Below are 17,173 nucleotides of genomic sequence, written 5' to 3'. Positions count from 1 at the left end.
CCTACACTGTTTGAAGACGGCTTCGGCCCCACTCGAACACACACAAGGAGACGAATATGAAAGTGGCTCTCGTCGGCGCCGGTTTGATCGGTCGCAGCATTGCTCAACTGTTGCGTGACAGCGGGGATTTCGAAGTGGTCACATTCGATCGCGACGAACACGCGCTCGCACTGCTCGATGCGCAAGGCTTCGCGACACGCCGTGTCGATTCCGCCGATACCCCCGCGCTGCGGCAGGCGTTGCAAGGCTTCGATGCCCTCGTCAACGCCTTGCCTTACTACCTCGCGATCAACGTCGCCTCGGCAGCGAAGGCGGCAGGCGTACATTATTTCGATCTGACCGAGGACGTCCGCGCGACGCATGCGATCCGCGCCATCGCCGACGGTTCGGAACTCGCGTTCATGCCGCAATGCGGTCTCGCGCCAGGCTTCATCGGCATCGTGGCGCACGATCTCGCGAAGCGTCTCGACGATGTCCGCGAAGTGAAGATGCGCGTCGGCGCGCTGCCCGAGTTTCCGACCAACGCGCTGAAGTACAACCTCACGTGGAGCATCGACGGTCTCATCAACGAGTACTGCCAGCCCTGCGAGGCGATTCGCGAAGGCCGTACGCAGTGGGTGCAGCCGCTCGAGGGCGTCGAGCATTTCTCGCTCGACGGCATCGAATACGAGGCGTTCAACACGTCGGGCGGCCTCGGCACGCTCTGCGAAACGCTTGCCGGCAAGGTGGAGACGCTCGACTACAAGTCGGTGCGCTATCCGGGGCACCGGGACCTGATGCAATTCCTGCTCGAAGACCTGCGCATGTCCACCGACCGCGACGGTCTCAAGACCATGCTCAAGAGCGCGGTGCCCTCGACGGCGCAGGACGTGGTGCTGATCTTTGTCACGGTGACGGGCATGCGTCACGGCCAGCTCGTGCAGGACGTATTCACCCGCAAGATCTTTGCGAAGAATGTGTGCGGCGTACCGATGAGCGCGATCCAGATCACCACGGCCGGCGCGATTTGCGCCGAACTCGACCTGTTCCGCGAGGGCGTACTACCGCAGTCCGGCTTCGTGCGTCAGGAGCAGGTGCCGCTCGAGGCGTTCCTCGGCAATCGTTTCGGCAAGCTGTACGAAGGCGCGAATGCGCTGGCGCCGGCGCGGCGGCTCGCAGCCGCGTGATGTGCATACCGAGGTGCATTCATTACGCGTAATTCAAAACGCGTAATGCAAAACGCGTAATGCAGCATGCATCATCCTGTCTCGACAAGACGCGCCAGCAAGTCAACCTGCGTATCGTCCGAGGGCGCGGTGTTGTCGACCATCACGAGCGTTTGGGCGAGAGTGTCGTCGGGTACGAACAGGCGCCGGCGATACTCGTCCCAATGCGCCAGCTTGTACGCATCGTTGGGATCGGCGCGGGCAAGAATGCGCTCGCGCGCCACCGCCTCTGCGGTATGAACCCATACGACGCGAATCGCGACATCGTCGCCAATGCCCAGCCACGCCCGATCGAACAGGCGGCCGCTGCGCACTTCGCGCGTGAGCGGCGCAACGACGATCACGCTCGTACCCAGCGAAAGATTCTCCGCCGCGGTATTGATGAGCGAACGGTACTCGGGATCCCGGAAGTGCTCGATGAACTGCGGACTGTCGCGATCGTGCGGATCGCCGGTGAGCGCGCTGATCGCCGCAGCGCTGTACGGTCCGTAGAGCGTGTCCTTGTCGAGCAGACAAAAAGGCTCGCCGGTGGCGTTGCCGAGCGGCGCGAACAGGCGCCTGGCCAGCGTGGTCTTGCCGGTGCCCGCATGACCGCAGAAGAAGAGCAGATGCTTCACGCCTGAACGTCCTTGAATGGATTGAGCATGACGATGATGATGCCGCGCGCCCGCGCAACCCGGCAAGCACGCCGTCAATCGTCCGCGCTCCAGCGCTGATAGCGGTTCATGAGCGGCGTGGCGGTGATGCCGTGAACCACGACCGATGCCGCAATGGTCGCGATGACGAGCGGCACGAGCGGCGCCGCAACGTCGCGCGGGGCTTGTTCGAGCGCATAGAGCAGGTAGTAGAACGAGCCCACCCCGCGTATGCCGAACCAGCTCATGAGCCGACGTTGCGTGCCGGTCGCATTGGAGCCGATCAGCGAGAGCTCGACGGCCGCCGGCCGCAACACGAGGAAGAGCGCCGCGATCAGCACGGCGGCTCTCCACGTGAAGAGGTCGCGCCACAGGGTCGCGAGCAGGGCGCCGACCATCAGCATGATCGCCACCTCGGCAATACGCTCCAGTTCGATCGTGAAGCCATGCACGCGCTCGGCTACGAACGCGTGCGCGCGTTCGGGATCCGCCGCGGCCGCGCCGACATCGTCCGCATCGATCTTGCCGACCGCCTGCCGTGGCGTCTTGTCGCCGCTCGCCTTCTGTTCGACGCGGCGCATTGCGAGCCCCGCCGCAAACACCGCGAGGAAGGCATAGGTGTGCAACAGTTCGGCGACGCCATACGACAGCGCGATCAGCCCCAGCGCATAGAAGCCTTCCGGACCCAGCGCCTGTCCATGACGCGTGCGCAGATAGGCCACGAGCCGCACTGACAGCGCACCGAGCAGCCAGCCGCTCGCAAGCGCGCCCGAGATGCCCCATGCCGCCTGCAACGCGAAGTTCCAGTGCAGCGCCTCGCTGGGTGAGGCCTCGAAGCGGCACACGGCGATGCCCAGCAGCGCGAAAGGCAGCGCAATACCGTCGTTCAGGCCGCCTTCGCCGGTGAGCGAAAAGCGCAACAAGTCGATGTCACCGGGGGTTTCAACTTGTACGTCGTGCGCGAGCACCGGGTCGGTTGGCGCAAGCATTGCGGCGAGCAACAACGCCGGCCCCCAGCCCAGGCCGAGCACATAGGCGCAGAAGACGGTGAGCGCGGCGACGGTGAGCACCATTGCGACCAGTCCGAGTCGCACGGGCAGGAACCAGATGCGATCGGTTGGCGGCACGCGCAGGCGCAGGCCGATGGCGAACAGCGACGCGAGCATCGCGACTTCGGTGATGCGCCGCAGGACCGTCGCATCGGTGGCGAGGTCGAGCGACAGCAGATTGGCCGCGGCGGGACCGAGCGCGAAGCCGATCGCCAGATAGCACATCGCGGTGCTGATCGGCAGGCGTCGGAACATCGAACTGGCAAGGCCCATGAAGATGAGCACGCCGCCGACTACGAGGAACCATATCGTCTCGATCATGAATGCCTTCGGTCACGTGAGCCGGAATGGATGAACGCCGCGGCCCTGGACGCACGGCATGATTCACACAAAAGGAGCACGTGTCATGCCCATGTCCGCATCGGACGCCCGATGCATCGTTCCTGAAGCCGTGGCGGCTTGCGCGTAAGATGCTTCGACTCATGTTCAGCGGTTCGCCATCCACGACGGCGCGCTCGCAACGAATCACGGAGGCCTCACCATGTCACAGCATTTCGATGCAGTCGTTATCGGCACGGGACAGGGCGGCTCGCCGCTCGCGGTCCGGCTGGCCGAGAGTGGCCGGCGCACGGCGGTCATCGAGCGGCATCTGTTCGGCGGCACCTGCGTGAACGTCGGCTGCACGCCCACCAAGACCTACGTGGCCAGTGCACGGGCCGCGCATGTCGCGCGCACGGCGGCACGCTACGGCGTCATGATCGATGGCGACATCGCCATCGACATGGCCCGCGTGAAAGCGCGCAAGGACGAGGTGATCGGCAGTTCCCGCAGCAGCGTCGAGAAGTGGCTGCGCGGCACGAAGAACCTCACCGTGTTCAAGGGCCACGGACGTTTCACAGGACCGCATGCATTGCGCATCGAGGCCGCCGACGGCTCGACGCAGGACATCGATGCCGATCTCGTTTTCATCAACACGGGCACGCGCGCCGCGGTGCCGCCCGTAAACGGGCTCGAGAGCGTGCCTTATCTGACCAACGCCTCCATCCTCGAACTCACCGAGGTGCCGGAGCATCTGGTGATCGTCGGAGCCAGTTATATCGCGCTGGAATTCGGCCAGATGTTCCGGCGCTTCGGCAGCCGCGTGACGCTGCTCGTGCGCGGCGAGCGAATCCTCACACGCGAGGACGCGGACGTGGCCCGCGCGATGCAGGACGTGCTGTCGCGCGAGGGCGTCGAGTTCCGCTTCGACACCGACTTGCAGCGCGTGGAGCCGCTGGCGGCGGGCGTGCGCATCGTGACCGGCACGGGGACGGTCGATGCGTCGCATCTGCTGTTCGCGACCGGCCGCACGCCGAACACCGACGATCTCGGCCTCGAGCACACGGGCATCGCGGTGAACCGGCACGGCATGATCGACGTGGACGGCCAGTTGCGCACCAGCGTGCCGGGCATTTATGCAATCGGCGACGTGAACGGGCGCGGCGCGTTCACGCATACCTCATGGAACGACTACGAGATCGTCGCTTCGAACCTGCTCGATGGCGAGGCGCGCAGCGTCGACACGCGCATCATGGCGTACGCGGTGTTCGTCGATCCGCCGTTCGCGCGCGTGGGCATGAGCGAGGAAGAGGTGCGCAAGGACGGCCGCGAGGCGCTCATCGCGACGATGCCGATGGCGCGTGTCGGCCGGGCCCGTGAGCGCGGCGAAACCGATGGCTTCATGAAAGCGCTCGTCGATGCGCGCACGAAGCGGTTCCTCGGCGCGGCGATCTACGGCATAGAAGGCGATGAGGCGATCCATACCTTCATCGACATCATGAACGCCGATGCGCCCTACACGACGCTGCAGCGCGCGATGCACATCCACCCGACGGTGAGTGAACTGATCCCGACGCTGCTCGAAGGCCTGAAGCCGTTGCGATAACGCGTAGCTTCACAGCGCGCGTGCAAGGTCAGGCCTTGACCGGCGGTTCGACCTCCACGGTCTTCGCATGCTCGATGCGGGTCTCGGGCATCGCGAGCCACACCATCAGCACGGCCAGCGCGCCTGCGCCGGCTAATCCAAAGAAGCTCATGGTCGTGCCGAAGCGATCCGCGGCGAAGCCCGCCGCCGCGGTAGAGAGCGTCGCGCCGACGCCCGCAGCGAGACCGAAGAAACCAATAGTCAGGTTGTAGTGTCCGCGCCCGCCCGCGACGTCCGCCGCGATGAGCGGCAGCATGACGCCGAACACCGCCGCGCTGATGCCGTCGAGCATCTGCACGGGCACGAGCAGGTAAGGGCTGCTCACGCCGGCAAACAGGATCGCGCGCACGGGCAGCGCGCAGAAGCCGAGGATCAGCACCGGCCGGCGTCCCCATTTCTGCGCCTGGCGTCCGACCCATGGCGACATCACCGCGACGAGGAACTGCGGCACGATGATGCAGGCGGCGATCACCAGTTGAACGTTGTCGCCCATGTGCGCGGTGACTTCGCCGGCGGCGAGATTGAGCATCGCCGCATTCGACAGGTGGAACAGCACGACGCACACCGCGAAGATCAGAAGGCGCCGGTCTTTCAGCAACTCGCGCAACGACTCGCGTTCTTCACCTTCGTGCGTGATCTTCGGCTTGCCGGGCGGTGCGCGCGGTACGGCGGGCGCCATGTCGTAATGAATCATGCGCAGCGCAAAGATCGCCGGCACGGCGAGCGCGGCGGTCAGGAAGAAAACCGAACGCAGCGACAGGTACTCGCCGAACGCACCCATCAACGCAGCGGTCAGTGCACTGCCGATCGATGCCCAGCGCGCATTGCGGCCCAGCCGGTCGCCGAGATCGGCGCGCGAGACGAGGGCGAGCGAGATCGCGGCCATCGCCGGGACGAGCATGCAGCTCGCGAAGCCGTGCAGCACTTCGGCCGCGAAGACGGGGACGAAGGTCGGACTCGCGGCGAGCAACAGCGCGCTCACGATGATCGCAACGATCGCGGAAAGCGCAGCGAATTTCTTGTTGCGCATGGCGTCGACGAGCGCGCCGGCCGGCAACTGGCTCGCCATCGCGCTGATCGTGCCGACGGAAAGCATCAGGCCGATCTCGCCCTGCGTCCATTTGTTGGCCGCAAGGTACGAAGCGATGAAGGGGCCGAAGCCGGTCTGCACGTTGGCGACAAAGAAGTTCAGCCAGTCGAGCGCGCGCAGACTGCGTGCAATTACCATGTTGTGAATCTGTTCTCGATGTCGTTGTCCGTTATTTGGCGGGGCGCGCGCTGGAGGCCGGCTTCTGCGCCGACACAGCGCCCGATGCCGTCGTCCCTGTGGGGCCCGTCGCTGCTGCGCCCGATGTTCCCGATGTGCCAGACGCGACCGATGCGGCCGATGCGCCCGCTGGCGCCGACGCAGGCGCCGGCACCACCGGCGAGACGATCTTGATCGGCTGCTCGGGCGAGTAGGTCGGCGTCGCCTTAAGCTGCGCGTCGTTGAAGTCCATCTGTAATTGCCATTGCTTGTTGTGCGAGACGACATGCAGGTCGCCCCAGTTGGCGGCCACATGGCGCTTGTCCTCCGCCAGCGAGCTCGACAGATCGAGGACGAGTGCCTGCGGCTGGGACTGCGAATCGACCAGCACGTCGACCACCCGGCCGATGCGCGCGCCGCTCTTCTGCGCCACCGTCGAATCGACCAGCTGCACGAGGTTCGGCGGCGCCTCGTTAACTGGCTGAGGCTTGGGCGCCGGATCGGCAGGCTTGCCCTTGGCGGGCGGCGCCGGCTGCACGAAGGTGATCGGCGCGCCCTTCGCATTGGGCGTGAAGCGGAAGGCCGTCCACGGGAAATTGACCTTGCGGTCGCCGACGCCCATGAAACCGGCGAGGTTCACCATCAGCAGCTTCGGTCGCGCGGCCGTATCGATATACATGTCCACCGCGCGGCCGACGACCTTGCCGTCCGGGCGCTGCACCTCGGCATCGAGGAGGCCGTGCAGCTGATCGTGCTGCATGGTGCGGGTCGAGATGATCTGCGGAGGCGGCGGCGGTTCGGCCGGCTCGGGCGGCGGCGTGACGGCCGGCTCCTGCGGTTTCGGCCGGACGATGCGGCGCTTGGGCTTCGGTGCGGGCGCGGGCTTGACGGCGGAGGCGGGCTCGGGCGCCTGCACTTCGGGCAAGGGCTCCTCGGGCTCGTTGGGCGCGGCTTCGGCGGGCGTCGGGATGTAGGAATGCTCGACGATCGGCGCGGGCACCTGTTTCGGCAGCAAACCGCATGCGGAGAGCGCCGCGGCGCCCAGCAGGGTTGCTGCGGTGCGAGGGCGGAAAGCGTTGCGGGTTCGTGCGCAGGTTCGTCCGCCAACCGATGTGCATCGGGCGGCGAGCGCCAGCATGCGCGCGAACAGGCGCGCCAGGCAGTACGCGGCCGCGTGCAAGGCCCCGTCGATCCGACGCACGCGGCGAGGCGCGTGCTCACGGTTCGACGACCCATGACCCCGTTGCGGGAAACCGCCTGTCATCACAAAAGCTCCATGGTTCCGAATCACCTGCTTGTTGGTCTTGATTGTCGTTGGTCGGATCGTGGCGTCGCGCGGTTGCTATCCGCATATGCACGTGCATGTGCGTCCGCCATGCGCGGTTGCCGGCGGCGTACCCGTTTTAGCACACTGCGCCCCGCATGCTGTGTGTGTCGATCGCCAGGACGGGTTGCATCCTGCATGCAAAAGGCTGAATGCAAAATGCCGCAGGCGGAAGTCGATGCGCCGTGACCGCCCGCTGACCGCCGCCGTGCGCCTCTTCCTGCACCCTCATGCCGCGCCCGGGCGACTGCGCGCAGCCGATATTTCGGCGAGGCGGGCGGCGGTATCGGGCGCGCCCATCTTTTCGGCGGCGTCGCGGGCCGAGAAGCCGCCGGCATCGCGCGCATCGGGATCCGCACCACGCTCGACCAGCAACTCGACGATCTCCACGCGATTGAACATCGCGGCGATCATCAGCGCGGTGCGTCCGTCCGGCGACGCGCCCTCGACATCGGCGCCATGCGCAAGCAGTGTCTCGATCACGTCGGTGAAGCCCTTGAACGCCGCGCCCGCGATGGGCGTCTGGCCGTTGTCGTTGCGCAGGTCGGGATCGGCCTTGTGCTCGAGCAGCACGCGCACGGCGTCGGCGTGGCCGTGATAGCTCGACAGCATCACGAGACTGTCGCCCTTGTCGTTGCGCAGGTTGGGCGGCAGACCCTTGGAGAGCAGGGCGTCGAGCATTGAAGCGTCGCCGCGGCGGGCCACGTCGAACACTTCGGTTGCAAAGGCGATCATGTCGTCGTCGGGGCCGGGACGCGATTGCTCCGGCGCCTGCTGGTTCGGATCATGCTGCATGCTTGACTCCATTTTCGATTGCGCCGCATGCGCTGCTTCTTTTCAGTGGGAAGCGTTGCAAGCGGATGCCTTGCTGTGTTTTGCATGCATGGCTCATGCATACCAAATGGCATTTCGCATGCAAAACGCATCATGCAAAATGAGCGGCGGACGCGGGATCAACCGGGAGCATACACAGGTTTCATGTCCCGCCGCGCTTGCCGCGGGCCGGATCAGCACGAATCGAGCCCAGGCGCGCGGTGCGGGCACCCTGTATGGTGCGTTTCGCGCGTCCGTCCGAAGAGCTGCGAGCGCTTGCGGGCTTGCAGGTGATCATCATCGTTCTGAGGGCTGCAAACGTCTCGTCGGCGGTGGGTCGCTGAAGCCGCAAGGCCGACGGAAGTTGCAGCAACTGCGAATGCCGCAGGCGAAGCAAGTTATCGCGATTAAGACTGGTCTTGCGGAACATTGAAGTTCGCAACGCTGCGAGCCACCCACCCCGATCGAACCTGCAATACCCAGATACGCACGATACGAATCCTGAAAACACCCAATCGCCGGCGTTTCGCAACGCCTTCCCCGCACCCTCACCACGACACGACCCAAATGACCGACGCAGCATCCGATCCCCATGGCACACCGCAACCCGAAACCGGCATTCGCCGTCGCGCGCCGGCCGCCGAGCGTAATGGCGATGCGATTCTATCGGTCCTCAAGCGGGTGCTGCCCCGAACCGGGATCGTGCTGGAGATCGCGAGCGGAACCGGACAACACGCGGCGCACTGCGCTGCCGCGTTGCCGGACATCGTCTGGCAGCCGAGCGATCCGGATGCCGCATCGCGCGACTCCATCGCGGCCTGGCGCGCTCACGCCGGACTAACGAACCTGCGCGAACCGCTCGCTATCGACGTGACGAGCAATGACTGGGAAATCGGCGCGGTGTCGGCGGTGGTGTGCATCAACATGATCCACATTGCGCTGTGGGCAGCCACGGAGGCGCTCTTTCGGGGCGCCGGCGCGAGACTCGGCACGGGGGGCGTACTGTACCTGTACGGGCCATACCGGCGCAACGGTGCGCACACGGCGCCGAGCAATGAAGCCTTCGATCAACAGTTGCGCGCCCGCGATCCGCGCTGGGGCGTGCGCGATCTGGAGGAGGTGGAAAGAACAGGCGGGCGCGTCGGCTTCGCGCTCAAGGAAGTCATCGCGATGCCCGCGAACAATTTCAGCGTCGTCTTCGAGAAATCGGCATAACGCATTCAAGCTTCGCCAGCCGAGCGCGCACCCGCACCGAGGCGCACCAGCCGACCGCGCCACGAGACGCTTGCCATGAGCGAGGCGGCTACGATCATCGCTCCGCCGATCCATCCGGCGGTCGACACGTGCTCCCCGAGCCAGATGCTTGCGAACAGCGCGCCGAAGGCCGGCTCGCTGCCCATCAGCAGGGACACCCGCGTGGGACTGCTGCGGCCGATCGCGTAGTTTTGCGCAAAGAATGCAAACAGCGTGCATGCAAACACGAGATACATCACCGAGCCCCAGAACGCCGCATGACCCGCGACCGACGGCAGCGCCTGCCATTGCGACGGCGCGAGGGTCAACGCGATCGCCGCACTGCCGATCGTCACGACGCCCGCCTGCACGGCCGTCACCGTGAGCGCGGGCAGCGGCGCCGCTCGAAGCACGCGCTTGGTCACGCAGACCGATAACGCGCGCAACACGGCCGCGGCGAGAATCAGGCCATCGCCGAGATTGAAATCGAAGGAAAGGGTGCCGTTGCTGGCGAGCAACCAGGCGCCCGCGAAGGACACGCCGACCGCGATCCATTCGGGCGTCGAGGGCCGTCGGCGCAGCAGGCCCCATTCGACGAGCGGTGTCAGCACGACGCACAGACTGATGAGAAACGCAGCATTTGCAGCACGCGTGTGCAAGACCCCGAAGGTTTCGGCGAGAAAGATCGACAGCAGCAAAAGGCCGAGCACGACGACACCGGCAAGCGTCTTCCTGCCAGCCGACCGCAGATGCCGCAAATGAACGGCAAGCAGGCAGAACGTGATGCCGAAGCGGAGGGTCAGCAGTCCGAGCACAGGATAAAAGGCCAGTGCGCTCTTGACGACGCCATAGCTGCTTCCCCACACCATCGCGACGGCGAACAGCAGGAGATCGGCAAGCGGCAGCATGCGGCGGGCGGGCGATTCGCGGGACATGGACGGCTCCGAAAGAAGAAGCGAAAGAAGCCGTCATTGTCGAATGATGCGCGGCACGCGATAATCAGGTCGTCACGCACAGCGTTATTGTCGCCGATGCACAAATGAATTCCGTCGATCTGTTCGCCCTGATGCCCGACATGGCCGTGTTCGCGCGCGTGGTCGATGCCGGCAACTTCTCCGTCGCCGCACGGCAGCTGGGCACGCCACCCTCCACGGTGAGCCGCCAGATCAAGCGTCTCGAGGAGGCGCTCGCCACGCGCCTGTTCGAACGCTCGACGCGCAAGGTCCGCGTCACGGAAGCAGGGCAGCAGGTGTATCGATATTGCCGCGACATGGCTGCCGCCGCCGCGGCCGCCGTCGATGCCGCCGGTCTCTCCACCGGCAAGCCGCAGGGGCGCGTCACGCTGTCGGCGCCGACGGCCTACGCGAAATCCGTCATCCACCCGCTCGTGCCGGCGTTTCTCGCGGCCTATCCGGAAGTCGACGTGCAGCTTGTCTTCAGCGACCACGACATCGATCCGCTCGAACACGACATCGATCTCGTCATCCGCGCGACCAGCCAGCCGCCGCAGGGGCTCGCCGCCCGTCCGCTCGGGCGCGTGCGCTGGCAACTGTGCGCGTCGGCGGAGTATTTGCGCACGCGGGGCGTGCCCGAGCATCCGCGCGAACTCGCGGCGCACGACTGCATTTATCTCGGCGAAACCGCCGACGACAATCGCTGGCGCTTCACCCGGCACGCGACCCACGCGGCCGGAGAGAACGCCGAGACGGCGACGGTCACGGTGCACGGCCGCTACCTCGCGAATCACGCGGGCGCGCGGCTGGAGGCGGCGGAACGAGGGCTCGGCATCGCGGCGCTGCCGGAATTCGCGGCCCGCGATGCGCTCGCCGCCGCCAGCGTGCAGCCCGTCCTGGCCGATTGGGAGATCCAGGTGCGCGCGTATCAGGGCCCGGTGTGGCTGCTGTATCCGCCGAACCGCTTCCTGCCACCGAAGGTGCGGGCGCTGATCGATCACCTGTATGCGCACCTCGGGAACGCGGGGCGGGACGCGTAGCCATCGGCTTGATTTAGGACAAGCTTGCACGCGCCGAAACCGACATCGCCGTGTAGACTGCGAATGGTCGTTCATTGCGCCGCAGTCGCCCGGGGCGCTCAATCCGATCTCCCTTTCCCGGAGGCGTCGTACATGCACGCAGCGTTGCCGCAAGGCGAGCAGGAAGCCGGTTCCACCGATACACCCGCAAGACCGACGCGCGATCTGCGCCGCGTCGACATCCATCCAGACAACTGGTATCCGCTCGCGTGGTCGCGCGAGGTGAAGCGCGGCCGCGCGCATGGCGTGACGTTCGCCGGCGATCCGATCGTGCTCGTGCGTACCGAATCGGGCCAGGTGTTCGCGCTCGAAGACCGCTGCGCGCATCGGCAGGTGCCGCTGTCGGCGGGCGTCGTCGACGGCGAGTCGATCCGTTGCTGCTATCACGGCTGGACCTACGATTGCACCGGCCGCTGCACCGACATTCCCTATCTTGGCCGCGAGCGCCTGCCCAACGGCGTGCGCGCCTATCCGTGCCGCGAGGCGGCGGGGCTCATCTTCGTGTTCACCGGCGACCCGGCGCTCGCCCCGCAAGCGAAGTTCCCCGAGCTCGGTTCCGCCGATGATCGCGCCTACAAGACACGCCGTTTCGGCGGCGATGTGAAGTGCCACTACACCTTCATGCACGAAAACCTGATGGACATGAACCATCAGTTCCTGCATCGCCGGCAGATGGGCAGCATGCGCGCGCGTTCGCTCGGACGGCGTCGCGGAGATGACTGGATCGAGGTCGATTATGTGTTCGCGCGGGAGGCGGGCAAGCAGCCGATCGGCGAGGCGCTGGTGTTCAGCCAGAAGCGCGGCGCGAAACCGGACGACTCGAACAAGGACGTCATGACGGTCCGCACCGAGTACCCGTGGCAGACGCTCAAGATCCGCACCAAGGACGAAACCATGGTGATGGATCTGTGGATCGCCTATGTGCCGCTCGACGCCGAGCAGCGCACCAACCGCACCTTCGGCCTGTTGTCCATCCGCCGCCCTAAGCTGCCGCTGGTGCTCGACGCCGCGTGGCCGCTGCTGGTCTGGTTTACCGAGCGCATTTTTACGGAGGACCGGTGGATCGTCGAGCGTGAACAGGAAGCGCATGACCGGCAGGGCGCGGATCACAACCACGAGGTGTTTCCGGTGATCCTGGATCTGCGCGCGCTGCTGTCGGAGCAAGGGGTTCCGCACGGCACCGGTCGCGGCGGCGGCGAGATGCGCCGCGTCCATTTCATCCAGCCGGTGCAGGAGCTGCCGGCTTCATAAGCGAGCTTCGTGAGCGGACTTACTGCGGAGCGCTCTCGATTGCGCGGGGCGCGGCGCGGCGTTATACAGAGACAGAAGAGAGTCCATCGACAGCAGGCGAACATTCAAGCACGGAGGACATCCATCATGAACAACGACCCGACCGAGCCGCGCAGCGACGCTCCGCAGATCGACGATGCACATCCTGACGTCGAGCATTTCGACGCCGCGATCTCGCATGTCGATCAGTCCTACGCCGCCGGCAAGATGGCCGCGGGCGCGGCGAAGGGCATCCTGTACAGCATCATCGAGACACTCGGCACACTCGTCGGCGACCCCGATCTTCCCGCGCATGCCCGCTCGGGCTATGAAGGGCTCCTGGAAACCGCGCGCGAGCTGCGCACGAAAATCGAACCCTGAGCGGTGCCAGGATCACCGCCAGCGCCGCTCCCGGGCGCTGGCATAATGCATTCTTGATGCTTTCGGTTCGCAGTGGCGTGACGCTGAGCCGAAAGCCATTTGCTTTATGGAAGTAATTTCAACCTGACGCGGCGGGTCGGCTGACCCGCACCGCGCTTCCCTCGCGCCAGACTCAAGGCGCACGGCCTTTTCAGGCTTTCCAACTTTCCTTGCATCCCCGCGCCATCGACTGTTCAGACGATCCGGCCGTGCCGCCGTGCGATCGTTCGTTTCGTGCAAACTCCGCTCCGAAGCCATGCTGGCGTCAGGCATTCGTCAGTTTCGCGACCGGATGCCGCCAAACGCAGCTTGCGGAAATTCTGGTTAACCAGACAGTGAAAAAAAACGACAACAAAGTGTGACGTCCTTTCGCATTCTGTCTGTAAGCCATACACTTCCCGTCGATAAAAGTTACGACTTGATACACGTCAAGCCGCTTCGGCGGCACCGGTTCCACAAGTCGACGACACAAGTTCAGCCCATTGCATGAGGAGATAAAAAATGAAGCGTTTTGCGCTGACCCAGGCCGCTGCCGTCGCAGCCACGACATTCGCGGCCGCGGCACCGGCCTTTGCCCAGAGCAGCGTCACGCTCTACGGTATCGTCGACGATTCGATCGTCTATCAAAGCAGCCAGACGTCGCTGGGTTCGAACAGCGGCGGCCGCTCCAACGTCAAGATGGCGTCGGGCATCTGGGCAGGCAGCCGCTTCGGCCTGAAGGGCGCTGAAGATCTGGGCGGCGGCAACAAGGCCATCTTCCAGCTGGAATCGGGCTTCAACATCAACACCGGCGGCCAGCAGTACACCAACGCCATGTTCGGCCGCCAGGCATGGGTCGGTCTGACGAACCCGGGCTACGGTACCCTCACGCTGGGCCGTCAATACACCTCGTACTACACGCTGATGTCGCCGTACAGCCCGACCAACTGGCTGACCGGCTATTTCGGCGCGCACCCGGGCGATCTGGACGAACTCGACACGATCTACCGCGCGAACAACTCGATCGTCTATACGTCGCCGAAGCTGTATGGCTTCACGGTGAGCGGTTCGTACTCGCTCGCAGGCGTGCCTGACAGCGCCTACCAGGGCTCCACGTGGTCGGCTGCGATCCAGTATCAGCAAGGCCCGATCGGCGGCGCGGTGGCGTTCACGCGCATCAACAACTCGACCAACGGCGGCGGCGTGTACGGCGCGGACTCGACGACCAACACCGGCGGTCAGTCGGGCGTGTCGGCGGTGACCAACGGCTACCAGGGCGCGCAGGCGCAGAACCGCTTCGCGGTGGGCTTCGGCTACACCTTCAACAGCGCGTGGGATGTCTCGGCGACGTACACGAACGTTCAGTACATCCCGGGCATCAACTCGAAGTTCACCGATACGGCCATCTTCAACACGGCGGGCACCGTGCTGCACTGGAAGGCAACGACGGCATGGGACTTCGCGGCAGGCTACAGCTACACGTGGGCCAGCAAGGCGAACGGCATCGACGATGCAGCGTCGTACCACCAGTTCAACCTGTCCCAGTACTACTCGCTGTCGAAGCGCACGGGCCTGTACGCACTGGAAGCGTTCCAGCGCGCGAATGGCCGCACGCTGGGCACGCCGGTGTTCACGCCGACGGGCGCGGTCAACCGCCAGATCAACGCGACTGCATCGATCGGCGACGGCTTCCAGGGCGCCCCGTCGTCCTCGCGCAGCCAGTTCGCGGCGGGCGTGGGTATCATCCACCGCTTCTAAGCAATATTTCGCGGCCGCGTGCCGCGGATCGTTGCAAAACCGGACGCCTCGTGCGTCCGGTTTTTTTTATGCTTCTCCATACTGATCCGATGCACCGGCGGGCGCAGGCCTTGCTGACCGCATCTCACCAATGCAGCCATGGAGAATTGAATCATGTCCAATCGCTCAGACTCGTCATCCGGCGCCGATGCTCCCGCCGGCCTCGCGCGTCCCTTCAGGTTGTTCGCGGTCGAACAGCGCGTGCTGGCGCAGAACGTGGATGGCAAGGTGATCGACATCGGCGCGATGGAAGCAAAGAACGGCGCCTTTTGCGCGCGCACGGATTCGGGCGATATCGTCACGGAGCCGAAGCGCAGCGCCGAGCTGGCGTTGAAGGCACTGGTCGAACACCTGTCGTTCGACTTCCTCGATGGCCTCTTCACCAGCGAGCGCGAAACCGAAGTCAGCGGACGCTTGCAGGACTATCCGGGCATCGAGTTCGAACTCGACGAGACCTTTCCGCGCGAGATGACCGAACCCCGTCCGCCGCATCTGTTCTGAGTCTTTGAACGCTGCGGCGCGCGTTCAGGAGCCTGACCGAAGCGTCTTCGCCGTGTCCTTCGACGCGCCGGGGGGACGACGCGCGGCGTGATCCACATGATCGACGCGCGGCGGGAACATCGCGCCCACCAGACGATCGACGAAGTAGAAGAATTTGTCGGACGCATAACCCGCAATGAACGCGATGGCGAGCGGCGAGATATTCTTGCCGCCTTCGAGCAAGCCGCTGAACAGCCCGATCGATATCCCCACGATCACCGCGCTCGTCACATGCGCCCGGTTCGCCACTTTCGAATGCTCGGGATGGAAGGTGCTGGCCGCGGATTCGGCCGACAGCTGGCGCAGGATCGCCGCGCACGCGCCAAGCCATGCATAGAGCACCGGCAACATGAAGCCGGTGACCGCGCCGACGATCGACAGGATGATGTCGTTTGCATAGAGCGCCATCGCGCGAATGTCCTGATAGACGGCGATTTTCTGGAAGCCTTGCTGAACGGCGTCGAGGTCGCTGGGCGGATGGCTGTCGCCGGGCTCCGCGTTCGGCCTGGCGAGCAGCGGCAGCGTGATTTCGAGCACCTTGCGCGCGACATCCGGATTGCATTGCCAGTCGCCGCTTTGGGTCTTGCCGGAGAAATAGCGCGGTGAATGCGAAGTGCGATAAGCGCCCTGAAAATTGAGCACGCTTTCCTGGGCGTCGCAGGGCGCCTTGTAGGGGCTGCGGATCGCGCCGAGCCCGAGACTCGTCGTGAAGGCGCTGATGCGCGATACGTCCGCGAACAACTGGCGATTATTGGTCGCGAAGTTCTGCAGTTCCTCCTTGATCTGCAGCGCGGGTTGCGAGTTCTGCAACGCGATGACGGCATCGGCGTCGTGCTTTTTCTCGGCGTCGCCGATCGCCACGGCATGGGCCTGCAACTGGTTGTGCAGCGTCAGCGCGGCGGCGTCGTTGCTTTTGACGACCGTGGCGATGTCCGTGGCGACCTGATTGGCGACGAACAACAGACACGACAGGGACACGACGAACACCGTCAGCGCGATCGCCGAATACGTGTAGATGCGGATCGCACGGCGCGCGCCGTGCCGCGCCTCGTCGCCCGCCGTCTCCGCGACGACCGGCGCGACTGCATGGGCGATGCGGCTCATGGCGGCGTAGAACGCGCTCTCGATGCCCGCGTCCCACGCGTGCTCTCCCTGCGCCGCGCGCGCTTTCGCGATGGCTTCGACATCGTGCTCGTCGAGCAGCTTGCCGTTCTGCGCGCCGTACGAAATCAGGTCGCGGCAGTGGTCGAGATCGCTGGCGATGCGTCGTCCGGGATAGTGCACCGAGGCGGCAATGCGGATCATCGCCTCGTAGAACGCGCCGCCAATCGTGCGATCCCATACGCCTTGATCGAACGCCTCGCGCGCGCGGCGTACGGCGTCGACGTCGGGCTTCGTCAACACCGTGCCACTTGCGGCCGCATGCGAGATGAGCGATACGCACTCAGCAAAATCGTCGGCGACGCGCGGACCCGGCTGACCGCTGCCGGCTTCGTCTTCCGCGTCTTCCTGAGTGCTGGAAGGGTGCGCAGCGCGTTCCGCTGTCGTGGATATGCTCATTCCGGTCTCCTCGTGTCCGGGCGGAGCATGGGCTGCGGACGGACGTATTGCCGGCCAGGCGCGCAGATGATTGCGATTGCAACTATCGGCGCATGGCGTGCGTATCGA

The 17,173-nt window shown here is 65.3% G+C and carries 16 protein-coding genes; 8 read left to right on the top strand and 8 right to left on the bottom strand.

What is annotated here, in order from left to right:
- Positions 1 to 56: 56 nt before the first annotated feature.
- Positions 57 to 1,166: a saccharopine dehydrogenase C-terminal domain-containing protein gene (locus QCE62_RS08155; protein WP_309916412.1), complete on the top strand. Its 1,110-nt coding sequence runs from the start codon at positions 57 to 59 to the stop codon at positions 1,164 to 1,166.
- A 71-nt stretch (positions 1,167 to 1,237) separates the two neighbouring features.
- On the opposite strand, the gene QCE62_RS08150 is transcribed toward QCE62_RS08155, so the two are convergent.
- Both QCE62_RS08150 and QCE62_RS08145 read right to left on the bottom strand, forming a co-directional pair.
- On the bottom strand, positions 1,238 to 1,822 hold the full coding sequence (locus QCE62_RS08150) for an ATP-binding protein (protein WP_309916410.1): 585 nt from the start codon (positions 1,820 to 1,822) through the stop codon (positions 1,238 to 1,240).
- A 74-nt stretch (positions 1,823 to 1,896) separates the two neighbouring features.
- Positions 1,897 to 3,210: a cation:proton antiporter gene (locus QCE62_RS08145; protein ID WP_309916407.1), complete on the bottom strand. Its 1,314-nt coding sequence runs from the start codon at positions 3,208 to 3,210 to the stop codon at positions 1,897 to 1,899.
- A gap of 220 nt (positions 3,211 to 3,430) precedes the next feature.
- On the opposite strand from QCE62_RS08145, the gene QCE62_RS08140 reads away from it, so the two are divergent.
- A complete protein-coding gene (locus QCE62_RS08140; protein WP_309916404.1) occupies positions 3,431 to 4,813 on the top strand; it encodes an FAD-containing oxidoreductase in 1,383 nt (460 codons plus the stop codon).
- Between the two features lie 28 nt (positions 4,814 to 4,841).
- Here the strand turns inward: QCE62_RS08140 and QCE62_RS08135 are convergent, their stop codons facing one another.
- The 4 genes from QCE62_RS08135 to QCE62_RS08120 all read right to left on the bottom strand — a co-directional run bounded on the left by QCE62_RS08135 (position 4,842) and on the right by QCE62_RS08120 (position 8,665).
- Positions 4,842 to 6,080, bottom strand: a complete 1,239-nt coding sequence (locus QCE62_RS08135) for an MFS transporter (protein ID WP_309916400.1) — start codon at positions 6,078 to 6,080, stop codon at positions 4,842 to 4,844.
- Positions 6,081 to 6,111: 31 nt separating this feature from the next.
- Positions 6,112 to 7,362: a hypothetical protein gene (locus QCE62_RS08130; RefSeq protein WP_309930146.1), complete on the bottom strand. Its 1,251-nt coding sequence runs from the start codon at positions 7,360 to 7,362 to the stop codon at positions 6,112 to 6,114.
- Between the two features lie 288 nt (positions 7,363 to 7,650).
- On the bottom strand, positions 7,651 to 8,157 hold the full coding sequence (locus QCE62_RS08125) for an ankyrin repeat domain-containing protein (protein ID WP_309919711.1): 507 nt from the start codon (positions 8,155 to 8,157) through the stop codon (positions 7,651 to 7,653).
- Between the two features lie 241 nt (positions 8,158 to 8,398).
- On the bottom strand, positions 8,399 to 8,665 hold the full coding sequence (locus tag QCE62_RS08120; protein WP_309916394.1) for a hypothetical protein: 267 nt from the start codon (positions 8,663 to 8,665) through the stop codon (positions 8,399 to 8,401).
- A 137-nt stretch (positions 8,666 to 8,802) separates the two neighbouring features.
- On the opposite strand from QCE62_RS08120, the gene QCE62_RS08115 reads away from it, so the two are divergent.
- Complete coding sequence (locus tag QCE62_RS08115) at positions 8,803 to 9,450, top strand: DUF938 domain-containing protein (RefSeq protein ID WP_309919709.1); 648 nt, start codon at positions 8,803 to 8,805, stop codon at positions 9,448 to 9,450.
- Between the two features lie 5 nt (positions 9,451 to 9,455).
- On the opposite strand, the gene QCE62_RS08110 is transcribed toward QCE62_RS08115, so the two are convergent.
- Complete coding sequence (locus tag QCE62_RS08110; RefSeq protein WP_309916391.1) at positions 9,456 to 10,403, bottom strand: EamA family transporter; 948 nt, start codon at positions 10,401 to 10,403, stop codon at positions 9,456 to 9,458.
- A 104-nt stretch (positions 10,404 to 10,507) separates the two neighbouring features.
- Here QCE62_RS08110 and QCE62_RS08105 point away from each other — a divergent pair, with 104 nt between their 5' ends.
- From QCE62_RS08105 to QCE62_RS08085, 5 genes are all read left to right on the top strand, one after another.
- Positions 10,508 to 11,461 (top strand): LysR family transcriptional regulator, encoded by a 954-nt coding sequence (locus QCE62_RS08105; protein ID WP_309916388.1) that lies wholly within the window; start codon positions 10,508 to 10,510, stop codon positions 11,459 to 11,461.
- A 132-nt stretch (positions 11,462 to 11,593) separates the two neighbouring features.
- On the top strand, positions 11,594 to 12,751 hold the full coding sequence (locus QCE62_RS08100; RefSeq protein WP_309916385.1) for an aromatic ring-hydroxylating dioxygenase subunit alpha: 1,158 nt from the start codon (positions 11,594 to 11,596) through the stop codon (positions 12,749 to 12,751).
- 126 nt (positions 12,752 to 12,877) lie between these two features.
- Positions 12,878 to 13,150, top strand: a complete 273-nt coding sequence (locus QCE62_RS08095; RefSeq protein ID WP_309916383.1) for a hypothetical protein — start codon at positions 12,878 to 12,880, stop codon at positions 13,148 to 13,150.
- 540 nt (positions 13,151 to 13,690) lie between these two features.
- On the top strand, positions 13,691 to 14,926 hold the full coding sequence (locus QCE62_RS08090; RefSeq protein WP_309808409.1) for a porin: 1,236 nt from the start codon (positions 13,691 to 13,693) through the stop codon (positions 14,924 to 14,926).
- A gap of 153 nt (positions 14,927 to 15,079) precedes the next feature.
- Positions 15,080 to 15,466: a hypothetical protein gene (locus QCE62_RS08085; RefSeq protein WP_309916381.1), complete on the top strand. Its 387-nt coding sequence runs from the start codon at positions 15,080 to 15,082 to the stop codon at positions 15,464 to 15,466.
- Positions 15,467 to 15,490: 24 nt separating this feature from the next.
- Here QCE62_RS08085 and QCE62_RS08080 read toward each other — a convergent pair whose 3' ends face one another.
- The gene (locus QCE62_RS08080; protein WP_309916378.1) at positions 15,491 to 17,065 is read right to left on the bottom strand and encodes a hypothetical protein; all 1,575 of its coding nucleotides are present in this window, start codon (positions 17,063 to 17,065) and stop codon (positions 15,491 to 15,493) included.
- Positions 17,066 to 17,173 lie beyond the last annotated feature (108 nt).

This window comes from Caballeronia sp. LZ033 (genome assembly GCF_031451265.1).
Classification (GTDB): domain Bacteria; phylum Pseudomonadota; class Gammaproteobacteria; order Burkholderiales; family Burkholderiaceae; genus Caballeronia.
This window is presented reverse-complemented; position numbering and strand designations above follow the sequence as displayed.

Coding starts and splice junctions, on each gene's coding strand:
- QCE62_RS08135 (WP_309916400.1), bottom strand. CDS start 6,080: ATGGTAATTGCACGCAGTCTGCGCGCGCTCGACTGGCTGAACTTCTTT.
- QCE62_RS08130 (WP_309930146.1), bottom strand. CDS start 7,362: ATGACAGGCGGTTTCCCGCAACGGGGTCATGGGTCGTCGAACCGTGAG.
- QCE62_RS08095 (WP_309916383.1), top strand. CDS start 12,878: ATGAACAACGACCCGACCGAGCCGCGCAGCGACGCTCCGCAGATCGAC.
- QCE62_RS08105 (WP_309916388.1), top strand. CDS start 10,508: ATGAATTCCGTCGATCTGTTCGCCCTGATGCCCGACATGGCCGTGTTC.
- QCE62_RS08145 (WP_309916407.1), bottom strand. CDS start 3,210: ATGATCGAGACGATATGGTTCCTCGTAGTCGGCGGCGTGCTCATCTTC.
- QCE62_RS08140 (WP_309916404.1), top strand. CDS start 3,431: ATGTCACAGCATTTCGATGCAGTCGTTATCGGCACGGGACAGGGCGGC.
- QCE62_RS08120 (WP_309916394.1), bottom strand. CDS start 8,665: ATGTTCCGCAAGACCAGTCTTAATCGCGATAACTTGCTTCGCCTGCGG.
- QCE62_RS08080 (WP_309916378.1), bottom strand. CDS start 17,065: ATGAGCATATCCACGACAGCGGAACGCGCTGCGCACCCTTCCAGCACT.
- QCE62_RS08125 (WP_309919711.1), bottom strand. CDS start 8,157: ATGATCGCCTTTGCAACCGAAGTGTTCGACGTGGCCCGCCGCGGCGAC.
- QCE62_RS08110 (WP_309916391.1), bottom strand. CDS start 10,403: ATGTCCCGCGAATCGCCCGCCCGCCGCATGCTGCCGCTTGCCGATCTC.
- QCE62_RS08155 (WP_309916412.1), top strand. CDS start 57: ATGAAAGTGGCTCTCGTCGGCGCCGGTTTGATCGGTCGCAGCATTGCT.
- QCE62_RS08090 (WP_309808409.1), top strand. CDS start 13,691: ATGAAGCGTTTTGCGCTGACCCAGGCCGCTGCCGTCGCAGCCACGACA.
- QCE62_RS08115 (WP_309919709.1), top strand. CDS start 8,803: ATGACCGACGCAGCATCCGATCCCCATGGCACACCGCAACCCGAAACC.
- QCE62_RS08085 (WP_309916381.1), top strand. CDS start 15,080: ATGTCCAATCGCTCAGACTCGTCATCCGGCGCCGATGCTCCCGCCGGC.
- QCE62_RS08100 (WP_309916385.1), top strand. CDS start 11,594: ATGCACGCAGCGTTGCCGCAAGGCGAGCAGGAAGCCGGTTCCACCGAT.